At 67.9% G+C, this 20,030-nt stretch carries 17 protein-coding genes; 9 read left to right on the top strand and 8 right to left on the bottom strand.

Annotation, left to right across the window (positions count from 1 at the left end; translation table 11 throughout):
* Positions 1-110: 110 nt before the first annotated feature.
* From KVT32_RS13455 to KVT32_RS13445, 3 genes are all read left to right on the top strand, one after another.
* Positions 111-899: a heme ABC transporter ATP-binding protein gene (locus KVT32_RS13455; RefSeq protein WP_152382356.1), complete on the top strand. Its 789-nt coding sequence runs from the start codon at positions 111-113 to the stop codon at positions 897-899.
* Positions 900-976: 77 nt separating this feature from the next.
* Positions 977-1,459 (top strand): YajQ family cyclic di-GMP-binding protein, encoded by a 483-nt coding sequence (locus tag KVT32_RS13450; RefSeq protein ID WP_056326426.1) that lies wholly within the window; start codon positions 977-979, stop codon positions 1,457-1,459.
* A 17-nt stretch (positions 1,460-1,476) separates the two neighbouring features.
* Positions 1,477-2,382: a LysR family transcriptional regulator gene (locus KVT32_RS13445; RefSeq protein ID WP_056326428.1), complete on the top strand. Its 906-nt coding sequence runs from the start codon at positions 1,477-1,479 to the stop codon at positions 2,380-2,382.
* Positions 2,383-2,404: 22 nt separating this feature from the next.
* Here the strand turns inward: KVT32_RS13445 and KVT32_RS13440 are convergent, their stop codons facing one another.
* A complete protein-coding gene (locus KVT32_RS13440) occupies positions 2,405-3,850 on the bottom strand; it encodes an AlkA N-terminal domain-containing protein (protein ID WP_152382355.1) in 1,446 nt (481 codons plus the stop codon).
* Positions 3,851-3,905: 55 nt separating this feature from the next.
* Between KVT32_RS13440 and KVT32_RS13435 the strand changes: the two genes are divergently transcribed.
* The 3 genes from KVT32_RS13435 (at position 3,906) to KVT32_RS13425 (ending at position 6,567) form a co-directional block, all read left to right on the top strand.
* Entirely contained in the window at positions 3,906-4,319 is a 414-nt protein-coding gene (locus KVT32_RS13435; protein WP_371825584.1) for a methylated-DNA--[protein]-cysteine S-methyltransferase, read from the top strand.
* 85 nt (positions 4,320-4,404) lie between these two features.
* A complete protein-coding gene (locus KVT32_RS13430) occupies positions 4,405-5,490 on the top strand; it encodes a tartrate dehydrogenase (RefSeq protein WP_217618364.1) in 1,086 nt (361 codons plus the stop codon).
* A gap of 96 nt (positions 5,491-5,586) precedes the next feature.
* Positions 5,587-6,567, top strand: a complete 981-nt coding sequence (locus tag KVT32_RS13425; RefSeq protein WP_056326439.1) for a tripartite tricarboxylate transporter substrate binding protein — start codon at positions 5,587-5,589, stop codon at positions 6,565-6,567.
* Between the two features lie 36 nt (positions 6,568-6,603).
* On the opposite strand, the gene KVT32_RS13420 is transcribed toward KVT32_RS13425, so the two are convergent.
* The 7 genes from KVT32_RS13420 to urtA all read right to left on the bottom strand — a co-directional run bounded on the left by KVT32_RS13420 (position 6,604) and on the right by urtA (position 13,425).
* On the bottom strand, positions 6,604-7,122 hold the full coding sequence (locus KVT32_RS13420) for an undecaprenyl-diphosphatase (protein ID WP_254636870.1): 519 nt from the start codon (positions 7,120-7,122) through the stop codon (positions 6,604-6,606).
* Between the two features lie 178 nt (positions 7,123-7,300).
* Positions 7,301-7,729 (bottom strand): arsenate reductase (glutaredoxin), encoded by a 429-nt coding sequence (gene arsC, locus KVT32_RS13415; protein ID WP_063952080.1) that lies wholly within the window; start codon positions 7,727-7,729, stop codon positions 7,301-7,303.
* Between the two features lie 124 nt (positions 7,730-7,853).
* The gene (gene urtE, locus KVT32_RS13410; RefSeq protein WP_152382350.1) at positions 7,854-8,552 is read right to left on the bottom strand and encodes an urea ABC transporter ATP-binding subunit UrtE; all 699 of its coding nucleotides are present in this window, start codon (positions 8,550-8,552) and stop codon (positions 7,854-7,856) included.
* Positions 8,553-8,554: 2 nt separating this feature from the next.
* On the bottom strand, positions 8,555-9,394 hold the full coding sequence (gene urtD, locus KVT32_RS13405) for an urea ABC transporter ATP-binding protein UrtD (protein WP_062838708.1): 840 nt from the start codon (positions 9,392-9,394) through the stop codon (positions 8,555-8,557).
* Positions 9,391-10,518 (bottom strand): urea ABC transporter permease subunit UrtC, encoded by a 1,128-nt coding sequence (urtC, locus tag KVT32_RS13400; protein WP_217618362.1) that lies wholly within the window; start codon positions 10,516-10,518, stop codon positions 9,391-9,393. Before urtC ends, urtD begins: the two co-directional genes overlap by 4 nt.
* The gene (gene urtB, locus KVT32_RS13395) at positions 10,515-12,146 is read right to left on the bottom strand and encodes an urea ABC transporter permease subunit UrtB (RefSeq protein WP_217618361.1); all 1,632 of its coding nucleotides are present in this window, start codon (positions 12,144-12,146) and stop codon (positions 10,515-10,517) included. Before urtB ends, urtC begins: the two co-directional genes overlap by 4 nt.
* Positions 12,147-12,171: 25 nt before the next feature.
* The gene (gene urtA, locus KVT32_RS13390; protein WP_217618360.1) at positions 12,172-13,425 is read right to left on the bottom strand and encodes an urea ABC transporter substrate-binding protein; all 1,254 of its coding nucleotides are present in this window, start codon (positions 13,423-13,425) and stop codon (positions 12,172-12,174) included.
* Between the two features lie 369 nt (positions 13,426-13,794).
* Here urtA and atzF point away from each other — a divergent pair, with 369 nt between their 5' ends.
* Genes atzF through KVT32_RS13375 form a run of 3 tightly spaced genes read left to right on the top strand, consistent with a single transcriptional unit; the run spans position 13,795 to position 20,024 of the window.
* A complete protein-coding gene (atzF, locus tag KVT32_RS13385) occupies positions 13,795-15,633 on the top strand; it encodes an allophanate hydrolase (RefSeq protein WP_152382346.1) in 1,839 nt (612 codons plus the stop codon).
* A gap of 27 nt (positions 15,634-15,660) precedes the next feature.
* The gene (gene uca / locus KVT32_RS13380; protein ID WP_217618359.1) at positions 15,661-19,299 is read left to right on the top strand and encodes an urea carboxylase; all 3,639 of its coding nucleotides are present in this window, start codon (positions 15,661-15,663) and stop codon (positions 19,297-19,299) included.
* Positions 19,296-20,024: a GntR family transcriptional regulator gene (locus KVT32_RS13375; RefSeq protein WP_152385322.1), complete on the top strand. Its 729-nt coding sequence runs from the start codon at positions 19,296-19,298 to the stop codon at positions 20,022-20,024. The genes uca and KVT32_RS13375 overlap by 4 nt, the downstream gene beginning before the upstream one ends.
* Positions 20,025-20,030 lie beyond the last annotated feature (6 nt).

Here is a 20,030-nt window from a genome sequence, read left to right as displayed (position 1 = left end):
TCCGAATAGATTTGAGCAAAGCCCAATTTACGCCAACACAAACCCGCTTGCAAAAATCGGGCTGACCATAGATTTTTCTTGTGGCTGCTGGCGCGCGGCCGGAGGCATGGATGATGCTCGCGGCCGATGAGTTGGTGCTGACGCGCGGGGCCAGCCGCATCCTGGACAAGGTGTCGCTGGCGGTGCGGCCCGGCGAAGTGGTGGGCCTGCTGGGCGCCAACGGCGCGGGCAAGTCGACGCTGCTGGGGGCAATGTCGTCCGAACTGGCGCCCGATTCGGGCACGGTCCGGCTGGGCGATGCCGACGTGCGGCGGCTGGCGCACCGCCAGCAGGCCCGCTTGCGCGCGGTGCTGCCGCAAAAGCCCGGGCTCAGTTTCGATCTGGACGTGCGCGAGGTGGTGGGGATGGGCGCCTATCCGTTTCCGGAGCTGTCGCCCGCGCAGGTGGACGCGCTGGTGGAGCAGGCGCTGGGCTGGGCCGACGTGGCGCATCTGTGCGCGCGCCGTTACCCCGAGCTGTCCGGCGGCGAGCAGCAGCGCGTGCAATTCGCCCGGGTGCTGGTGCAGTGCAAGGCGGCGCGCGGGCAGGGCGAACCGCGCTATCTGCTGCTGGACGAGCCCACCGCCAGCCTGGACCCCAAGCACCAGGGCGATCTACTGCGCGTGGCGGCGGGTCTGGCCCACGATGGCGATACGGGGGTACTGGTGATCCTGCACGACATGAATCTGGCGGCGCGCTGGTGCGACCGCCTGTTGCTGCTGTGCGGCGGCCGCGCCATTGCGGCGGGCACGCCGGCGCAGGTGCTGACCCCGCGGAACCTGTTCCTGGCCTACGGTATCGACGCCCACGTCATGCCGCATCCCTTGCAACCCGAGCGCCTGCTGGTGGTGATGGCATGACGGCGTGACGCCGCGCGCGAGGCCGGTAAAATGGCGGGCATTGCATTTTTCCGCCAATTTTCACAGGATCCCGTGTCATGCCCACTTTTGACGTCGTCTCCGAAGTCGACAAACACGAACTGGCCAACGCCGTCGACCAGGCCAACCGCGAACTGGCCACGCGCTTCGATTTCAAGGGCACGGACGCCAAGTTCGAACTCGAAGGCTTCGTCGTGACCCAGGTCGCGTCCAGCGCGTTCCAGCTCAAGCAGATGCTGGACATCCTGCGCGGCCGCCTGTCTGCGCGCGGCATCGACGTGCGCTGCCTGGATGTGGCCGACCCGCTCGAAAACCTGGGCGGCGCCCGCCAGAAGGTCACGATCAAGCAGGGTATCGAGCAGCCCGTGGCCAAGAAGCTCATTGCCGCCATCAAGAACGCCAAGCTCAAGGTCGAATCGCAGATCAATGGCGACAAGCTGCGCATCTCCGGCAAGAAGCGTGACGACCTGCAGACCGCCATCGCGCTGCTGAAAAAGACCGACGTCGACCTGCCGCTGCAGTTCGAGAACTTCCGCGACTGAGCGGCCGGTCCACACCGATGGGCCATTCCGGCGAGCTGCTTCTTGTCGTGGAACTTGCGCGCGCGGGCGGCATGTCGGCCGCGGCGCGCGAGCTTGACGTCACGCCCGCCGCGGTCAGCAAGCGCCTCGCGCAGATCGAGGCGCGGCTGGGCGTGCGGCTGTTCAACCGCAGCACGCGGCGCCTGAGCCTTACCGCAGAGGGCGAGGTCTACCTGGAAAACGCCCGCCGCATCCTGGGCGAAATCGACGATCTGGATGCGCTCATCGCCAGCCGGCAGGCCGCGCCGCGCGGGCTGCTCAAGGTCAATGCGCCGCTCGGTTTCGGGCGCAGTTACATCGCGCCCGCCATCGCGGAATTCGCGCAGAAATACCCCGAAGTCTCGCTGCAATTGCAGCTGACCGACCGGCCCGCCGACTTTGTGCGCGAGGCCTTCGACGTTGCCGTGCGCTTCGGCGATCTACCCGACACCAGCCTGATCGCCCGCAAGATCGCGCCCAACCGCCGCCTGGTCTGCGCGTCGCCCGGCTACCTGAAAAAACACGGCACGCCGGCCACGCCGCACGACCTGGCGCGGCATCAGTGCATCGTGCTGCGCCAGAACGAGGCGGCCTATGGCCTGTGGCGGTTCACCCGCGGCCGGCGCAGCGAAACCGTGAAGGTGCGCGGCAATCTCAGCAGCAACGACGGCGAGGTCACGCTGACTTGGGGGCTGGCGGGCCTGGGCATCCTGCAACGCGCCGAATGGGATCTGGCCCGCTACCTGCGCAGCGGCCGTCTGGTGCAGGTGCTGGAAGACTATGCGCTGCCGCAGGCCGACATCTACGCGGTGTTCCCCGAACGGCATCACCTGTCCGCGAAGGTGCGCGTGTTCGTGGACTTTCTGGTGGCGTATTTTGGCGAAGGCTCGGAGGGGCGTTGGTGAAGGCCGGCCGCCCGAGCGGTGGTCAGGCCGTCCAAAGGTGCTGCGCCGCATAGGCGCGCCACGGCCGCCAGGCCTCGGACCGCGCCAGCAGCTGTGCGGGCGTGTAGGGCCGGGATTCCAGCTTTTCCAGTGCGCGGATCAGGCCGATGTCTGCATGCGGAAACGCATCCGGTTCGCGCAATTGCCGTAGCGCAATGTACTGCGCCGTCCATTCCCCCACGCCGCGTATGGTGCGCAGCCGCCGCACCGCGTCTTCCAGATCGACCGCGGCGTCAAAGAGATGCGGGTCCGCGACGGCGGCTGCGGCCACCGCCGACAATGTCGCCGCGCGGCTGCGCGGCATGCCCAGCGATGCCAGCTCGGCGGCGGCCACCGTTGCGGGCTCGGGGAACACATGGGTCAGCGCACTGTCCGGTTGCGTCAGCGGCGCGCCGTGCGCCGCCACCAGCTTGCCGGCCAGCCGGATGGCCGCGGCCACCGTGATCTGTTGGCCCAGCACCGCGCGCATGGCGAGTTCAAACCCGTCCCACGCGCCCGGCACGCGCAAGCCCGGCCGCGCGTGCATCAGCCCCGTCATGACCGGATCGGCGGCAAACTGCGCGGCAATGGCCGTGGGGTCGCTGGCCAGATCAAAGACGCGGCGCAGGCGCGCAATGATCGCGGGCAGCGATTGCAGGCGGGGAAAGCGCACCGTCACGTGCAGCGCGTCGCCGGCGCCCGGCCGGACCGTGACCGTGCCCTGCGCGCCGTCCAGGCTGATGGTGCGCGCATAGGTGTCGCCGGTCACGGATTCCACCCCGGGGATCGCGCGCAGCCGCAGGAAGGCCAGCATGGCGTCCCAGTCGTAGGGGGGGCGATAACGCAGCAACAGCTTGATTTCTCCGTCCCGTCCGGCAGGCACTTCCGGCTTGCCTGAACGCCGCAATTCGCCGGGCGCGCGGCCGAACAGGTCCAGGAACACCTCGTTGAAGCGGCGGATGCTGCCGAAACCGGCAGCGAACGCGATCTCGGCCATGGGAAGCTGCGTTTCGTGGATGAGCTGCTTGGCCAGCAGCACGCGGCGCGTCTGTGCGAACGCGACGGGCGAGGCCCCCAGATGCTGGCGGAATTGGCGGCGCAACTGCCGTTCGCCGATGCCCAGGCGCTGCGCCAGCACATCGACGCCGGCCTCGTCCAGCGCGCCCAGTTCGATGCGCTGCAGCGCGCGCGTCACGCTGGCCGGCAGTTCGTGGCCAGGGCCCAGTTCGGGCGCCGTTTCCGGACGGCAGCGCAGGCACGGGTGGAAACCCGCCTCTTGCGCGGCCGCGGCGGTCGAGAAGAACGTGACGTTCTTGGACAGGGGCGTGCGCGCCGGACAGACCGGCCGGCAGTAGATGCGCGTGGTTTTAACGGCCGTGAAGAAGCGGCCGTCGTAGCGGGCGTCGCGCACCTGGATGGCGCTGTAGCAGGCATCGTGGTTCAGGTTCATGAGGCGATGCTAACGCCGCCGGGCGGACAAGATCTAGCGGATTTCGGACGGGGATGTGAATGTCACACAGCTGTCCGAAAACCGCCAGCGCACGGTCCGCGCGTTGCGAGCGTATTTCGACGGCGATGTGGACGCCATCTCGGCGCTTCCGGTCGCCTTTGGCGGCACGCCGTTCCAGCAGCAGGTCTGGCACGCGCTGCGCGGCATCGACGGCGGCTGCACCATCAGCTACGGCACGCTTGCGGCGCGGATCGCGCGGCCCACGGCGGTGCGCGCGGTCGGGCTGGCCAATGGCGCCAATCCGGTGGACATCGTGATTCCGTGTCACCGCGTGATCGGCGCCAACGCCGCGCTGACCGGGTACGGCGGCGGCCTGGCCCGCAAGCGCTGGCTGCTGGCGCACGAGGCGGACTGGCGCAGCGCGCAGCCGCCGTCGTCGGCCCACCCCGCATTTTCAACTTCAGGTTGAAAATGTTGTGAATCTGGGCGCGTGCGCCTCGCGTCGCGCTCGGTACAGTGCCAGCAGCATTCACCCCGCACGGAGCGCTGGCACCATGAAGATCTATCGCATTGCAACCATCCCCGGCGACGGCATCGGCAAGGAAGTGATTCCTGCCGGCCAGCGCGTCATGCAGGAACTGGCGGCCCAGGGCGGGCTGCGTTTCGAGTTCCAGGATTTCGACTGGGGCGGAGACTATTACCGCAAGCATGGCGTCATGATGCCGGCCGATGGGCTGGACGCGCTGCGCGACAAAGACGCGATCCTGTTCGGCTCGGCGGGCGACCCCGACATCGCCGATCACATCACGCTGTGGGGCCTGCGCCTGAAGATCTGCCAGGGCTTTGACCAGTACGCGAACGTGCGTCCCACGCGCATCCTGCCGGGCATCGACGCGCCGCTCAAGCGCTGCACGCCCGAACAGCTGAACTGGGTGATCGTGCGCGAGAACTCCGAAGGCGAATACTCCGGCGTGGGCGGCCGCGTGCATCAGGGCCATCCCATCGAGGCTGCGACCGACGTGTCGATCATGACGCGCGCCGGCGTCGAGCGCATCCTGCGCTTTGCGTTCAAGCTGGCGCAGTCGCGCCCGCGCAAGCTGTTGACCGTCGTCACCAAGTCCAACGCGCAGCGCCATGCCATGGTGATGTGGGACGAGATCGCCGTGCAGGTCAGCCGCGAGTTTCCGGACGTGACCTGGGACAAGGAGCTGGTCGATGCGGCCACCGCGCGCATGGTCAACCGACCTGCGTCGCTGGACACCATCGTTGCCACCAACCTGCACGCCGACATCCTGAGCGACCTGGCGGCGGCGCTGGCCGGCAGCCTGGGCATCGCGCCCACGGGCAACATCGATCCCGAGCGGCGCTATCCGTCGATGTTCGAACCCATCCACGGCTCGGCCTTCGACATCATGGGCAAGGGCCTGGCCAATCCGGTCGGAACCTTCTGGTCGGTGGTGATGCTGCTGGAGCACCTGGGCGAAACCGAAGCGGCTGCACGGCTGATGCAGGCCATCGAAAGCGTCACCGCCGATCCCGCGCTGCACACCGGCGACCTGGGCGGCCGCGCGACGACCGAGCAGGTGACCAAGGCGGTCTGCAAAAAGCTGTCCGAATCGGCACAGGCCAAGGCGGCGTAGCGGGATTCCGGGTGCAGGTACGAGGACATCAGATCCGACGCCCGCACCGGGCAACACAACAACAAGCGAAGCTCATTCGTAGTCAGGAGACAACTCATGCAAAAGAAAGCGATGACGGCGCGCGCCTTGGCGTTCGCCTGCCTGATCGGCGTTTCATTCGCGGGCGGCGCGCAGGCGCAGTCCTATCCGACGCGCCCGGTGAACCTCGTCGTGCCGTTTCCGGCCGGCGGCACGACGGATGTGCTGGCGCGCGCACTGGGGCAGGAGCTAGCCAAAAGTCTGGGTCAGCCGGTGGTGGTGGAGAACAAGCCGGGGGCGGGGTCGACGCTGGGCGCCGACTACGTGGCCAAGGCCGCGCCGGACGGCTACACGCTGCTGATGGGCGCGGTGCATCACACCATCGCCACCAGCGTGTACAAGAACCTGAACTACGACTTCCAGAAGGACTTCGCACCGGTCACCACCGTGGCGCTCGTGCCGAATGTGCTGGTCGTCAATCCCAAACTGCCGGCCAAGGACGTGGCTTCGCTGCTGAAGCTGGCGCAGGCCTCGCCCGGCAAGCTGACCTACGGGTCCAACGGCATGGGCACGGGCCAGCACCTGATCGGCGCGCAATTCGAGCGCGCGGGCAACGTGCAGCTGTTGCATGTGCCGTACAAGGGCAGCGGGCCGCTGACGACCGACCTGCTGGGCGGACAGATCGACATGTCGTTCGACACCATCACCCCGGTACTTGCGCACATCCAGAGCGGCAAGCTGCGCGCGCTGGCCGTGACCACCAACCAGCGTTCGGCCGCCCTGCCGGACGTGCCGACAATGGAAGAGGCGGGCTTGAAGCCGTTCAACATGGGCACGTGGTTCGGCGTGCTGGCGCCCGCGGCGGCGCCCAAGGACGTGGTAGACCGGCTCAATGCCGAGATGGTGAAGATCATCCATTCGCCGGACTTCACGCGGCGCATGGCCGAGATCGGCGCGGTGCCGATCGGCGACACGCCCGCCGAAATGAAGGCGCGCATCGGCGCCGACACCACCAATTACGCGAAGCTGGTCAAGGAAGCCAAGGTCGCGATCAATTAAGCGGCAGGGGGGCCGCGACGGCTGTCGCGGCCCCCGTTACCCCCGGATCCATCCGCGCGCAATCGGCAGGGCCAGCACCTTGCGGTACACCACCTGCGCCACGCCCGTCAGCGGTTCGCCCGCGCGTTGCCACACCGGCACCGTGATGGCCGCCGCCAGGGGCGCCAGCAGCATCCCGCCCACGATATCCAGCGGGAAATGCACACCCAGATACACGCGCGACGTCCCCACCAGCAAGGCGCCCGCCAACGCGAGCCAGCCCCATCCCGCCCAGCGCCGGTCCAGGATCAGCGCGAAGGCGAAGGCGGCGATGATGATCGTGTGATTGCTGGGGAACGACGATGTGGGCTTGTGGGCGAAGAAGACGTGGCCCAGGCCGATCACGAAGGGACGCGGATGCGGCCATAGCGCGCCGCACACGTAGCTGAGCCCCAGGGCCACGGCGACGCTGGCCAGCGCCTTGAGCATCAGGCTGCGCTGGGCTTGTCTGCCCCACAGCCACACGGCGGCCATGACGCCCGGAACCAGCAGGATGAGCTTGTTTGCCAAAAGCATAGCGGCGTGGATCCGCCACGCGGGCGTGGCGGGGTCGGCATTGATCGAAAGAAAAAGGGACTGATTGAGGCTTTCCAGGAAGTCCATGACACGTCATCGCGGCGTAATAATTCGGTTGCCGCGATGGTAATGACCGTACCCGTCAGTTCCCTTGCAAAGCGCTTCGATGCGGCCGTTTTTACTTCTGGATGCGATTGCCTTGCGCGTCGATGACGGGCTCGCCGCTTTCCTTGGCGAACGCGCCTTGTTGCGGGGACGGAAGAATGTCCAACACCCCTTCGCACGGCCGGCACAGCTTGGCGCCCAGCGGCGTCGACACGAAGGGGCGGTTCAAAAGAATGGGATGCTGTTCGATCGCATCGAGCAGCGCGTCATCCGACAGCGACGTGTCGTCCAGACCCAGTTCCGCATACGGCGTGCCCTTTTCGCGCAGCGCATCTCGCACGCTGATGCCAGCCTGCTTGAACAGCGCCTTGAGCGTGTCGCGCGAAGGCGGCGTTTCCAGGTACAGCACGACCTGCGGCTCGATGCCTGCGTTGCGGATCAGGCCCAGCGTGTTGCGCGAGGTGCCGCACTTGGGGTTGTGGTAGATGGTGACGTCGGACATGAGAGCTCCTGTTCGGGTGTTGCGTAATGCCAATGCGCGATGCCAATGCGTGATGCAAATGCGCACTGGCAGACCCGGAGCATAGTCCATCCGCGGCGCCAAACGATGAGCGCCGCGACGCCCCTCAAACCGATAGATGCCGCCGCACGTCCTCGCCGTCGATCGTGTCGCGCCCGCCGCGGGCCACCACCTCGCCGCGCGACAGCACCACGAACTGGTCGGCCAATTCGCGCGCGAAGTCGAAATACTGTTCGCACAGCAGGATCGCGATGTCGCCGCGCTGGCGCAGCATGTGGATAACGCGCGCGATGTCCTTGATGATGGATGGCTGGATGCCTTCCGTGGGCTCGTCCAGGATGATGAGCTTGGGCTCGGCCACCAGCGCCCGCGCGATGGCCAGCTGCTGCTGTTGCCCGCCCGACAGGTCGCCGCCCCGCCGCGACAGCATGCTTTTCAGCACGGGAAACAGCTCGAAGATTTCTTCCTTGATGCGGCGGGCCCGGGCCGCGGGCTTGGTCGCCATGCCCATCAGGATGTTCTCTTCCACCGTCAGCCGCGCAAAGATGTCGCGGCCCTGCGGCACATACGCCATGCCGCGCGCGGCGCGCTGGTGCGGCGCCAGGCGGGTAATGTCGGCGCCGTCGAACGTGATGCCGCCGCGCGCCACGGGCAGCACGCCCATCACGCACTTGAGCAGTGTCGTCTTGCCCACGCCATTGCGGCCCAGCAGCGCCAGGCATTCGCCTTGGCGCACCGCCAGCGACACGCCGCGCAGGGTGTGGCTGCCGCCGTAGTATTGGTCGATCGTGCTTACGTCCAGCATTTTCAGCGCCCCAGATAGACTTCGATCACGCGCGGGTCGGCCTGCACGCGGCTCATCGGCCCCTCGGCCAGCACGGACCCTTCGTGCAGCACGGTGACCTTGCCGTCGCCGGCGATCTGGTTGACGAAGTCCATGTCGTGTTCCACCACCATCAGGGAATGGCGGCCCCGCAGTTCGTTCAAGAGTTCGCCGGTGCGTTCGGTTTCGGCGTCGGTCATGCCCGCCACGGGTTCGTCCAGCAGCAGCAGCTGCGGTTCCTGCATCAGCAGCATGCCGATCTCCAGCCACTGCTTCTGCCCGTGCGACAGCAGGCCCGCGGGGCGCCAGACCTCGGGCCGCAGCCGGATCAGGTCCAGTGTCTCGCCGATCCGGTCGGCCTGTTCGCTGGTCAGCCGCGAGAACAGGGTGGGGCGCACGCGCTTGTCCGTCTTCATGGCCAGCTCCAGGTTCTCGAACACGGTGTGCTGCTCGAACACCGTGGGGCGCTGGAACTTGCGGCCGATGCCGGCGTGCGCGATCTGCGCCTCGCTCAGCGTGGTCAGGTCGATGCTCTGGCCAAAATAGGCCGTGCCGGACGTGGGCCGGGTCTTGCCGGTGATCACGTCCATCATCGTGGTCTTGCCCGCGCCATTGGGACCGATGATGCAGCGCAGCTCGCCCACGCCGATGTCCAGCGTCAGGTCGTTCAGCGCCTTGAAGCCGTCGAAGCTGACCGTGATGCCTTCCAGGTACAGGATCGCGCCGTGGCTGGTGTCCAGGCCCTTGGGGCTGACGCGGCCGTAGCCGGCGTCGCCGCTGGGGCCGCCGTCCAGCATGGCCGATTCGGTGTGCGTGGTGGTCATGCCTTCTTCTCCTGGATGCGGGCCGCGATGCGGCGGGCAAGACCGACGATGCCGGTGGGCAGGAACAGGGTCACCAGCACGAAGATGAGACCCAGCGCGTACAACCAATATTCCGGCAGCACGCTGGTGAACCAGGTCTTCAGTCCGTTGACGGCGCCCGCGCCGATGATGGGACCGATCAGCGTGCCGCGTCCGCCCGTGGCCACCCAGATCACCATTTCGATGGAGTTCTCGGTGGACATTTCGCCCGGGTTGATGATGCCCACCTGCGGCACGTACAGCGCGCCCGCGATGCCGCACAGCACGGCCGACAGCGTCCACACGAACAGCTTGAAGCCCAGCGGGTCGTAGCCGATGAACCGCACGCGGCTCTCGGCGTCGCGCACGGCGGTCAGCACGCGCCCCAGCTTGCTTTGCGTGACCGCGCGCGCCAGGATCAGCGCGCCGGCCAGCGCGGCAAGCGTCACCCAGTAAAGCGTGGCGCGCGTGCCCGGCGCGGTGATGTCAAAGCCCAGGATGCGCTTGAAGTCGGTAAAGCCGTTGTTGCCGCCAAAGCCCGTGTCGTTGCGAAAGAACAGCAGCATCGCGGCAAAGGTCAGCGCCTGCGTGATGATCGAGAAGTACACGCCCTTGATGCGCGAACGGAACGCAAAGTAGCCGAACACGAACGCCAGCACGCCGGGCACCAGCACCACCAGCAGCATCGCGTACCAGAAGTGCTCGGTGAAGGACCAATACCAGGGGTAGGTCTTCCAGTCCAGGAACACCATGAAGTCGGGCAGGTCGCTCTGGTAGACGCCGTCGCGGCCGATGGCGCGCATCAGGTACATGCCGTGCGCATAGCCGCCCAGCGCGAAGAACAGGCCATGACCCAGCGACAGAATGCCCGCATAGCCCCACACCAGGTCCAGCGCCAGCGCCGCCATGGCGTAGCACATGAACTTGCCCAGCAACGCCACGGCATAGGCCGACACGTGCAGCGTATGGCCCGGCGGAAACCACAGATTCATCAGCGGCAGGAGGGCCAGCAGGACAACACCCGCAGCCAGCGCGGCCCACACCCGGCTCGAGAAGAGCGGGCGGCGCGCCAGCAGGTTCAGGTCGGTCAGCGCGGTCTGTTTCATTCGACGCTCCGGCCCTTGGGGGCGAACAGGCCTTGCGGCCGCTTTTGGACGAACAGCACGATGAGCACCAGGATGGTGATCTTGGCCATGACAGCTCCCGCGTAAGGCTCCAGGAATTTATTCACGCCGCCCAGGCCCAGCGCGGCGATGACCGTGCCGGCCAGCTGGCCCACGCCGCCCAGCACCACCACCATGAACGAGTCCACGATGTAGCCGCGGCCCAGGTCGGGCCCCACGTTGCCCAGCTGCGAGAGCGCCACGCCCGCCAGCCCGGCGATGCCCGAGCCCAGGCCGAAGGCCAGCATGTCGATGCGGCCGGTCGGCACGCCCACGCAGTCAGCCATCCGCCGGTTCTGCGTGATGGCGCGCACAAAGAGGCCCAGCCGCGTGTGGTTCAAGAGCGCCCACACCAGAAAGACCACAAAGAATGCGAAGCCGATGATGACGATCCGGTTGTACGTCAGCACCAGCCCGCCCAGCACGGTCACGCCGCCCGACATCCAGCTGGGATTGCCGACCTCCACGTTCTGCGCGCCGAAGAGCGACCGCACGCCCTGCATCAGCATCAGACTGATGCCCCAGGTGGCCAGCAGCGTCTCCAGCGGACGGCCATACAGCCAGCGGATCACGGTGCGCTCCAGCGCCATGCCAACCAGCGCCGTCACGACGAACGCGAGCGGCAGTGCGGCCACCACATACCAGTCCAGCCAGCCCGGCAGCCACGCGCGAAAGAGCGTCTGCACCACATACGTCACGTAGGCGCCGATCATCAGCAGCTCGCCGTGCGCCATGTTGATGACGCCCATCAGGCCGAAGGTGATGGCAAGACCCAGCGCCGCCAGCAGCAGCACGCTGCCCAGGCTGACGCCGTAAAACAGATTGCCCGCCCATTCGATCGTGGCCAGGTGCCGGTCGATCTGCTTGACCGCGTTGGCCGCCGCCTCGCGCACGCCGGCATCGGGTTCTGCGTACGTGCCATCGCGCTCCTGCGTCAGGGCGGCCAGCGTGGGCCGGAACGCGGCGTTCTGGGTGTCGCCCAGCACTTGCACGGCGTGGCGGCGCTTGGCGGGGTCTTCGCTTTTCTGTTCCAGATTGGCCTGCGCGATCAGCAGCGCAGCGCGCACGGCCTCGTTCTTTTCCGCCGCCAGCGCCTTTTCCAGCATGGGCAGGCGCGCGGGGTCACCCGTCTGCTGCAGCCGCCGGGCCGCGGCGAGCCGTTCGTTGGCGTCGTCGGAGAACAGACGCGATCCCGCCAACGCGGCCTCGATGGCGCGGCGCAGGCGATTATTGATGGAAATCGTGCCCGCATCCGCAGGCAGGTCCACGGCCGTGCCCGTGGACGGATCGGTGGCGCGCGTGCCGCTCGTGCCGATCAGCACGCGGCCGTCGGCGGTGGCGTAGAGCTGGTCGCTACCCAGCGCCTGCAGCACCGCCGCGGCGCCCGGATCGGGCAGTTGGCCCAGCGCGGCAATCGCTTGCAGCCTGGCGTCGGTGTCGTCGCCGGCCAGCGGCGCAAGCAGGGCGGGGTCCACGCCGGCGGCGGCCGCGGGTGCGGCCAGCGCCGGCACGGCCAGCAGCCATGCCAGAAGGAAACGACGCAAGAAGTGTGCGATTGCCGCGATGCGCATGGCTGCCTTTTCCTTGATGTTGAGACTACAGGCCTTGCTTGCCTTCGTTGCCCGGGATGTACGGGCTCCACGGCTGGGCACGGATCGGGCCCTTGCTCTTCCAGACCACGCTGAACTGGCCGTCCGCCTTGATCTCACCGATGTAGACGGGCTTGTGCAGGTGGTGGTTGGTCTTGTCCATCTCGATGGTGTAGCCGTCCGGCGCGTTGAACTTCTGGCCGCCCATCGCCGCGATCACCTTGTCGACGTCGGTCGTCTTGGCCTGTTCGACGGCCTGCTTCCACATGTGGATGCCGATGTAGGTGGCTTCCATCGGATCGTTCGTCACGACGGTGTTGGCGTTGGGCAGGTTCTTGGCCTTGGCGTAGGCCTTCCACTTGGCAATGAACGCGTCGTTGACGGGGTTCTTGACGGACTGGAAGTAGTTCCAGGCGGCCAGGTGGCCGACCAGCGGCTTGGTGTCCACGCCGCGCAATTCCTCTTCGCCCACCGAGAACGCGACGACCGGCACATCTGTGGCCTTCAGCCCCGCGTTGCCCAGTTCCTTGTAGAAGGGCACGTTCGAGTCGCCGTTGATCGTGGAGATGACCGCGGTCTTGCCGCCGGTGGCGAACTTCTTGATGTTGGCGACGATGGTCTGGTAGTCGGAATGGCCGAACGGGGTGTAGACCTCGTCGATGTCGCTGTCCTTCACGCCCTTGGAATGCAGGAAGGCGCGCAGGATCTTGTTGGTGGTGCGGGGGTAGACGTAGTCGGTGCCCAGCAGCACGAAGCGCTTGGCGCCGCCGCCGTCTTCGCTCATCACGTATTCGACGGCGGGAATGGCTTGCTGGTTGGGCGCGGCGCCCGTGTAGAACACGTTCTTTTCCAGCTCTTCGCCTTCGTATTGCACGGGGTAGAACAGCAGGCCGTTCAGTTCCTTGAACACCGGCAGCACCGACTTGCGCGATACCGAGGTCCAGCAGCCGAAGACCACGGCCACCTTGTCCTGCGACAGGAGCTGGCGCGACTTCTCGGCGAACAGCGGCCAGTTCGACGCGGGGTCGACGACCACGGCTTCGAGCTTCTTGCCCATCACGCCGCCGTTGGCGTTGATCTCGTCGATGGTCATCAGGGCCACGTCCTTGAGCGACGTTTCCGAGATGGCCATGGTGCCCGAGAGCGAATGCAGGATGCCGACCTTGATGGTGTCCTCGGCGGCGTGAACCTGCGGCATCCATCCGGTCATGGCCAACAGGCTCACGGCGGTCAGTTGCTTAAGGGCTAGTCTGCGTTTCATGGTGACTCCTGGATGGAATAGGCCGGCCGGGCCGGCGAGAACGTTCAGAAAAAGCAGTCGCACAGGAGTCAAAAGCAAAACGTGTGCCAAGTGCCGGCAACGCTGCACGCTGCTGTATGAAGGGGGTGGGTTTACGCGAAGGCGCGTGGCGGCCGGGGCGCGGCGCGCGTGCGTTCAGAACGGTGCCGTCTGCACAAAAGAGGTGCGCGATGCGCCCGATCCCGGTGCGGCGCACGGGCCGATGCGGGGACCGGCATCGGCGGCTTGCGTGCGGTCTGGCCGCGCGTCAGAGGGAAAGCGCCGCGCGCCGCCAACATGGCACGCAGATTGCTTGGGAATCCGTACTTGTATACAAGAAAGGATTCCAGCATGAATGCCGCAGCAACGCAGAAGCAACCCGCCGGTTGGACCATCGCGCAATGGCAGGCCGCCTATCGCGGCGGGGCGCAGCCCGAGGCGCTGTTGGCCAGCTACGCCGCCGAGCCCTGCGATAACACAGACAAGGACAACGCCTGGATCCGGCGCGTGGACCGCGTCCAGCTCGATGAGCAGCTCGACGGCCTGCGTCTCTTGCTGGCCGCGGCGGGCGGCGACATCTCGCGCCTGCCGCTGTATGGCGTGCCGTTTGCCATCAAGGACAACATCGATGCGGCGGGCTGGCCCACCACCGCGGCGTGCCCCGCGTTCGCCTACACGCCGCAAGAAGACGCGACCGTCGTGCGCCGCCTGCGCGCAGCCGGCGCCATCCTTATCGGCAAGACCAATCTGGACCAGTTTGCGACCGGCCTGGTGGGAACGCGCTCGCCGCACGGCGCCGTGGCCAACACGTTCAATCCCGATTACGTAAGCGGCGGCTCCAGTTCCGGCTCCGCGTCGGTGGTCGCGCGCGGCATCGCGGCGTTCTCGTTGGGCACGGATACGGCGGGCTCGGGCCGCGTGCCGGCGGGCTTCAACAATATCGTCGGGCTCAAGCCCACCAAGGGCTGGCTCAGCACCGCGGGCGTGGTGCCGGCGTGCCGCACGCTGGACTGCGTGTCGATCTTCGCGCTGACCGTGGACGACGCCGACAAGGTTGCGCAGGTGGCCGGCGGGTATGACGACGCCGATCCCTATTCGCGCAGCGTGCCGGCGGGCGCGGCGCGCCCGTGGCCCAAGGCGCCGCGGCTGGCCGTGCCGGCGTCGCTGGAATTCTTTGGCGACACGCAAGCCGCCGCCGTGTTCGACGACGCCGTGCGCGCGCTGCGCGCCGATGGCGCCCAGGTCGAAGCCATCGACTTCGCGCCGTTCAGCGAACTGGCGGCATTGCTGTACCAGGGACCGTGGGTGGCCGAGCGCTTTGCCGCGGTCCAGGCGTTGTGGAACGAGAACCCCGACGCCATCAATCCGGTCGTGCGCGGCATCGTCGAGCAGGCCGCGAACTACAGCGCGCTGGACGCGTTCAAGGCCGAGTACCGCCGCGCCGAGCTGACCCGCCAGATTCACCGCGCGCTCGAAGGCTTTGACGCGCTGGTCGTGCCGACCTCGCCTTCTATCTACACGATCGCCCAGCTGGAAGCGGACCCCGTCACGCTCAATTCCCGCCTGGGTGTCTATACCAACTTCGCCAACCTGGCCGACCTGTCCGCGCTGGCGGTGCCCGCCGGCATGCGCGCCGATGGCCTGCCCTCGGGCATCACGCTGATCGGATTGGCGTGGCAGGACCGCGCGCTGGCGCAGTTCGGCAGGCAATGGCAGGCGCGCCGCGGACTGCCGCTGGGCGCGACGGGCGCGCCGCTGCCCGCGCTGGCGGCCGATGGCGCGCCGTCCGCGGACACCGTGCGCGTCGCGGTGGTGGGCGCCCACCTGACCGGCATGCCGCTGAATCATCAGCTCACCTCGCGCCACGCGGTGTTCGTGGAGAAGACCGCAACGGCCGGCGACTACCGGCTCTTCGCGCTGGCCAACACCACGCCGCCCAAGCCGGGCCTGGTGAAGATGGACAGCGGCGCCGCCATCGAAGTCGAGCTGTGGGACGTGCCCGTGACGGCCTTCGGCGCGTTCGTGGCCGAGATTCCCGCGCCGCTGGGCATCGGCACGCTGGAGCTGGCCGACGGGCGCCTGGTCAAGGGCTTCATCTGCGAACCGCGCGGCCTGGACGGGGCGCGGGACATCACCGAATTCGGCGGCTGGCGTGCCTACCTGGCCAGCCTGAACGCCGCCACCCGATAACCCCGCCTCATCCCAGGGAGTCGCATCGTGTTCGATACCGTTCTGATTGCAAACCGCGGCGAGATCGCCGTCCGCGCCATCCGCACCCTCAAGCGGCTGGGCATCCGCAGCGTGGCCGTCTATTCCGACCCGGACCGCAATGCCGCGCATGTGCGCGAGGCCGACGTGGCCGTGGCGCTGGGCGGCGAGAAGGCCGCCGACAGCTACCTGCGCATGGACCTGTTGCTGGAAGCGGCGCGCGCGCACGGCGCGCAGGCGATCTACCCCGGCTACGGCTTTCTGTCCGAGAGCGCCGACTTCGCCGAAGCCTGCGAGGCCGCCGGCATTGCCTTTGTCGGCCCCACGCCGCTGCAGATTCGCGAGTTCGGCCTGAAACACCGATCGCGCGAACTGGCGGCTGACGCGGGCGTGCCGATGACGCCGGGCACCGGACTCCTGTCCAGCCTGGGCGAGGCGCTGTCGCAGGCCGAACGCATCGGCTATCCGGTCATGCTGAAAAGCACGGCGGGCGGCGGCGGCATCGGCCTGTCGCGCTGCGAGAACGAGGCGGAACTGACCGTCGCGTTCGACAGCGTGCAGCGCATGGGCGAACACTTCTTTCGCGACGGCGGCGCGTTCATCGAACGCTATGTGGACAACGCGCGGCATGTGGAGGTGCAGATCTTTGGCGACGGCGCGGGCCGCGTGCTGGCGCTGGGCGAACGCGACTGCTCGGTGCAGCGCCGCAACCAGAAGGTCATCGAGGAAACCCCGGCGCCGTTGCTGCCTGCCGCCACGCGCGCCGCGCTGCTGGATGCCGCCGTCAAGCTGGGTGAATCCGTGAACTACCGCTCCGCCGGCACGGTGGAGTTCATCTACGATCCGGCGCGCGACAGCTTCTACTTCCTGGAGGTCAACACGCGGCTGCAGGTCGAGCACCCGGTGACCGAGGCCGTGACCGGTCTGGACCTGGTGGAGTGCATGCTGCGCGTTGCCGCGGGCGAGCCGCTGGATTACGCCGCCATGTCGCGCGCCCCGCAAGGCGCGTCGATTGAAGTGCGCCTGTACGCCGAGGATCCGCTGCGCCAGTTCCAGCCATCGCCCGGCGTGCTGACCGACGTGTCGTTCCCGGACGGCGTGCGGGTCGATGGCTGGGTCGAGACCGGCACCGACGTGCCCGCGTTCTACGACCCGATGCTGGCCAAGCTGATCGTGCATGCGGAAACGCGCGAGGCCGCGCTGGACAAGCTGGCCGACGCGCTGGCGCGCACGCGCCTGCACGGCATTGCGACCAACCTGGATTACCTGCGCCAGATCGTGGCCGATGCGCGCTTTCGCGCCGGCCAGCTGTCCACGCGGTTTCTGGAAGGCTTTGCGTACCGCCCCGCGGCCATCGAGGTCCTGGAAGCCGGCACCTACACCAGCGTGCAGGACTATCCCGGCCGCGCGGGCTACTGGGACATCGGCGTGCCGCCCTCCGGTCCCATGGACGATTACGCGTTTCGCGTGGCCAACCGCATCGTCGGCAACGCGCCGGACGCAGCCGGCATCGAGACCACGCTGATCGGCCCGACGCTGCGCTTTCACGGCGATGCCGTCGTGGCGCTGACGGGCGCGGCGTGCGCGGCCACGCTGGATGGCGAGCCGGTGCCGATGTGGCAGCCCATCTTTGTCACTTCCGGACAGGTGCTGGCCACCGGCCGCGCGCTGTCCGGCTGCCGCAGCTACCTGGCGGTGCGCAACGGGCTGGACGTGCCGGTGTATTTGGGCAGCCGGTCCACCTTTGCGCTGGGCCAGTTTGGCGGCCATGCCGGCCGCACGCTGCGCGTGGGCGACATGCTGCCCGTCGTGCGTCCCGAACTGGCGGGCGCCACGGCCGCGCCGCCCGAGACGCTGCCGCAGGCCGCACCCGCCGCGCTGATCCCCGAATACGGCAACACCTGGGAGATCGGCGTGCTGTACGGCCCGCATGGCGCGCCCGACTTCTTTCAGCCCGACGCCATCGACGCCTTCTTTGCGGCCGACTGGGAGGTGCACTACAACTCCAATCGCCTGGGCGTGCGGCTGATCGGTCCCAAGCCCACGTGGGCGCGGGAAAACGGCGGCGAGGCCGGCCTGCATCCGTCCAACATCCACGATTGCGAGTACGCAATCGGCAGCATCAATTTCACCGGCGACAGTCCCGTCATCCTGACGCGCGACGGCCCCAGCCTGGGCGGCTTCGTGTGTCCCGTCACCATCGCGCGTGCCGAGCTGTGGAAGGTGGGGCAGGTCAAGCCCGGCGACCGCATCCGCTTCGTGCGCATCGATTACCCGCAGGCCGTGGCGCTGGAAGCCGCGCAGGACCGCCGCATCGCCGAACTGGCGCCCGCGGCGCCCGCCGCGACCGAGCCCGCGCCCGTGCCGGCGACGGTCTCGGAGACCATCATCGCCGCGCTGCCCGCCGACGGGGCGCGCCCGTCGGTGTCTTACCGGCAGGCCGGCGACGGCTATCTGCTGCTGGAGTACGGCGACAACGTGCTGGACCTGGCGCTTCGCATGCGCATCCACCTGCTGATGGAGGCGCTGAGTGCGGATCCGGTTGATGGCGTGCTGGAGCTGTCGCCCGGCGTGCGCTCGCTGCAGATCCGCTACGACAGCCGCGTCATCCTGCAGGGCGCGCTGATTGCGAAGCTGCTGGAGATCGAACAAGGGCTGGCCGACGTGGCGACCCTGAAGGTCCCCACGCGCGTCGTGTACCTGCCGATGGCCTTCGAGGATTCCGCCACGCTGGGCGCGGTGCAGCGCTATCAGGAAACGGTGCGCGCCAGCGCGCCCTGGCTGCCGAACAACGTCGATTTCATCCAGCGCATCAACGGGCTGGACGCGCGCGACGAGGTGCGCCGCATCGTCTTTGACGCCAGCTATCTGATCATGGGCCTGGGCGACGTGTATCTGGGCGCGCCGTGCGCGGTGCCCATCGACCCGCGTCACCGGCTGCTGACGTCCAAGTACAACCCCGCGCGCACCTTCACCGCCGAAGGCACGGTGGGCATCGGCGGGGTGTACATGTGCATCTACGGCATGGACTCGCCCGGGGGCTATCAACTCGTGGGCCGCACGCTGCCCATCTGGAACAAGTTCCTGAAGAACCCGGTGTTCCAGGACGGCAAGCCGTGGCTGCTGCGGTTCTTCGACCAGGTGCGCTTCTATCCCGTCACCGAGGCGGAACTGGATGTCCTGCGCGAGGACTTCCGTGAAGGCCGTGCCACCGTCCGCATCGAGGAGGAAGTGTTCGACTTCGCCGCGCACCGGCGCTTCCTGGCCGAGCAGGCGGACAGCATCGCCGCCTTCCAGGCGCGCCAGAAGACGGCGTTCGATGCCGAAGTTGCGCTCTGGAAGACCGAGGACGTGGCGGCCGAACCGCCTGCCGCCGAACCCGAGGCCGAGACCGTGCTGCGCGACGGCGAGCGGCTGGTCAGCGCCGACATGTGCGGCAACATCTGGAAGATTCCGGTCCAGGTGGGGCAGAGCGTGTCGGCCGGCGACACGCTGGTGGTGGTCGAGGCCATGAAGATGGAGCTGTCCGTCATCGCGCCGGCGTCGGGCACGGTGTCCGCCATCCGCTGCGTGCCCGGCAAGCCCGTCAACGCGGGCGATCCGCTGGTCGTGATCACCGAAGACGCCACGTGCGTCGTGACCGGATGATGCGGCTGGAAGCCGTCCAGGCCGGCCCAGCCCTCCGCCCCGCGCCGGCGCTTGCCGGCTCGCTGGCCGATCAGGTCTACCAGCGCATCAAGGACGACCTGTTCGGCTTTCGGATGCTGCCCGGCGAACGCTTCACCGAGGCCGACCTGGTGGCGCGCCTGGGCGTGAGCCGCACGCCGGTTCGGCTGGGCCTGGCGCGGCTGGAACGCGAAGGCTTCGTGCTGGCCCGGCCGCGCAGCGGGTGGCAGGTGCGGCCGTTCGACTTCGAACGTTTCGAGGCGCTGTACGACGTGCGCGTGGTGCTGGAGCAGGCGGCGGTGGAAAAGCTGTGCGCCCGCGAGCACATGGATCCGGCCGGCATCCTGGGCGCGCTGACGGACGTCTGGCTGGTGCCGCCGCCGCAGCGCATCCTGGACGGCCGGCTGGTGGCGCAGCTGGATGAAGCCTTCCACTGCTCGCTGGTGGCCGCGGCAGGCAATCCGGAGATGGCGCAGATCCACCGCGACGTCACGGAAAAGATCCGCATCGTCAGGCGGCTGGACTTCACCAAGGACTTCCGCGTGGACGCCACGTACGACGAACACGCGGCCATCCTGCGGGCGATCCTGGCGCGCCGGGCAGAGGAGGCCGCGCGCATGCTGCGGTCCCACATCGAGATGAGCAAGGCCGAGGTGCGCAAGATCACGCTGCACATGCTGCACGAGGCGCGCGCCAGCGCGGGCTGAGCGGCA

The organism is Achromobacter sp. GbtcB20 (genome assembly GCF_019091095.1).
Taxonomy (GTDB): Bacteria; Pseudomonadota; Gammaproteobacteria; order Burkholderiales; family Burkholderiaceae_B; genus Achromobacter; species Achromobacter mucicolens.
This window is presented reverse-complemented; position numbering and strand designations above follow the sequence as displayed.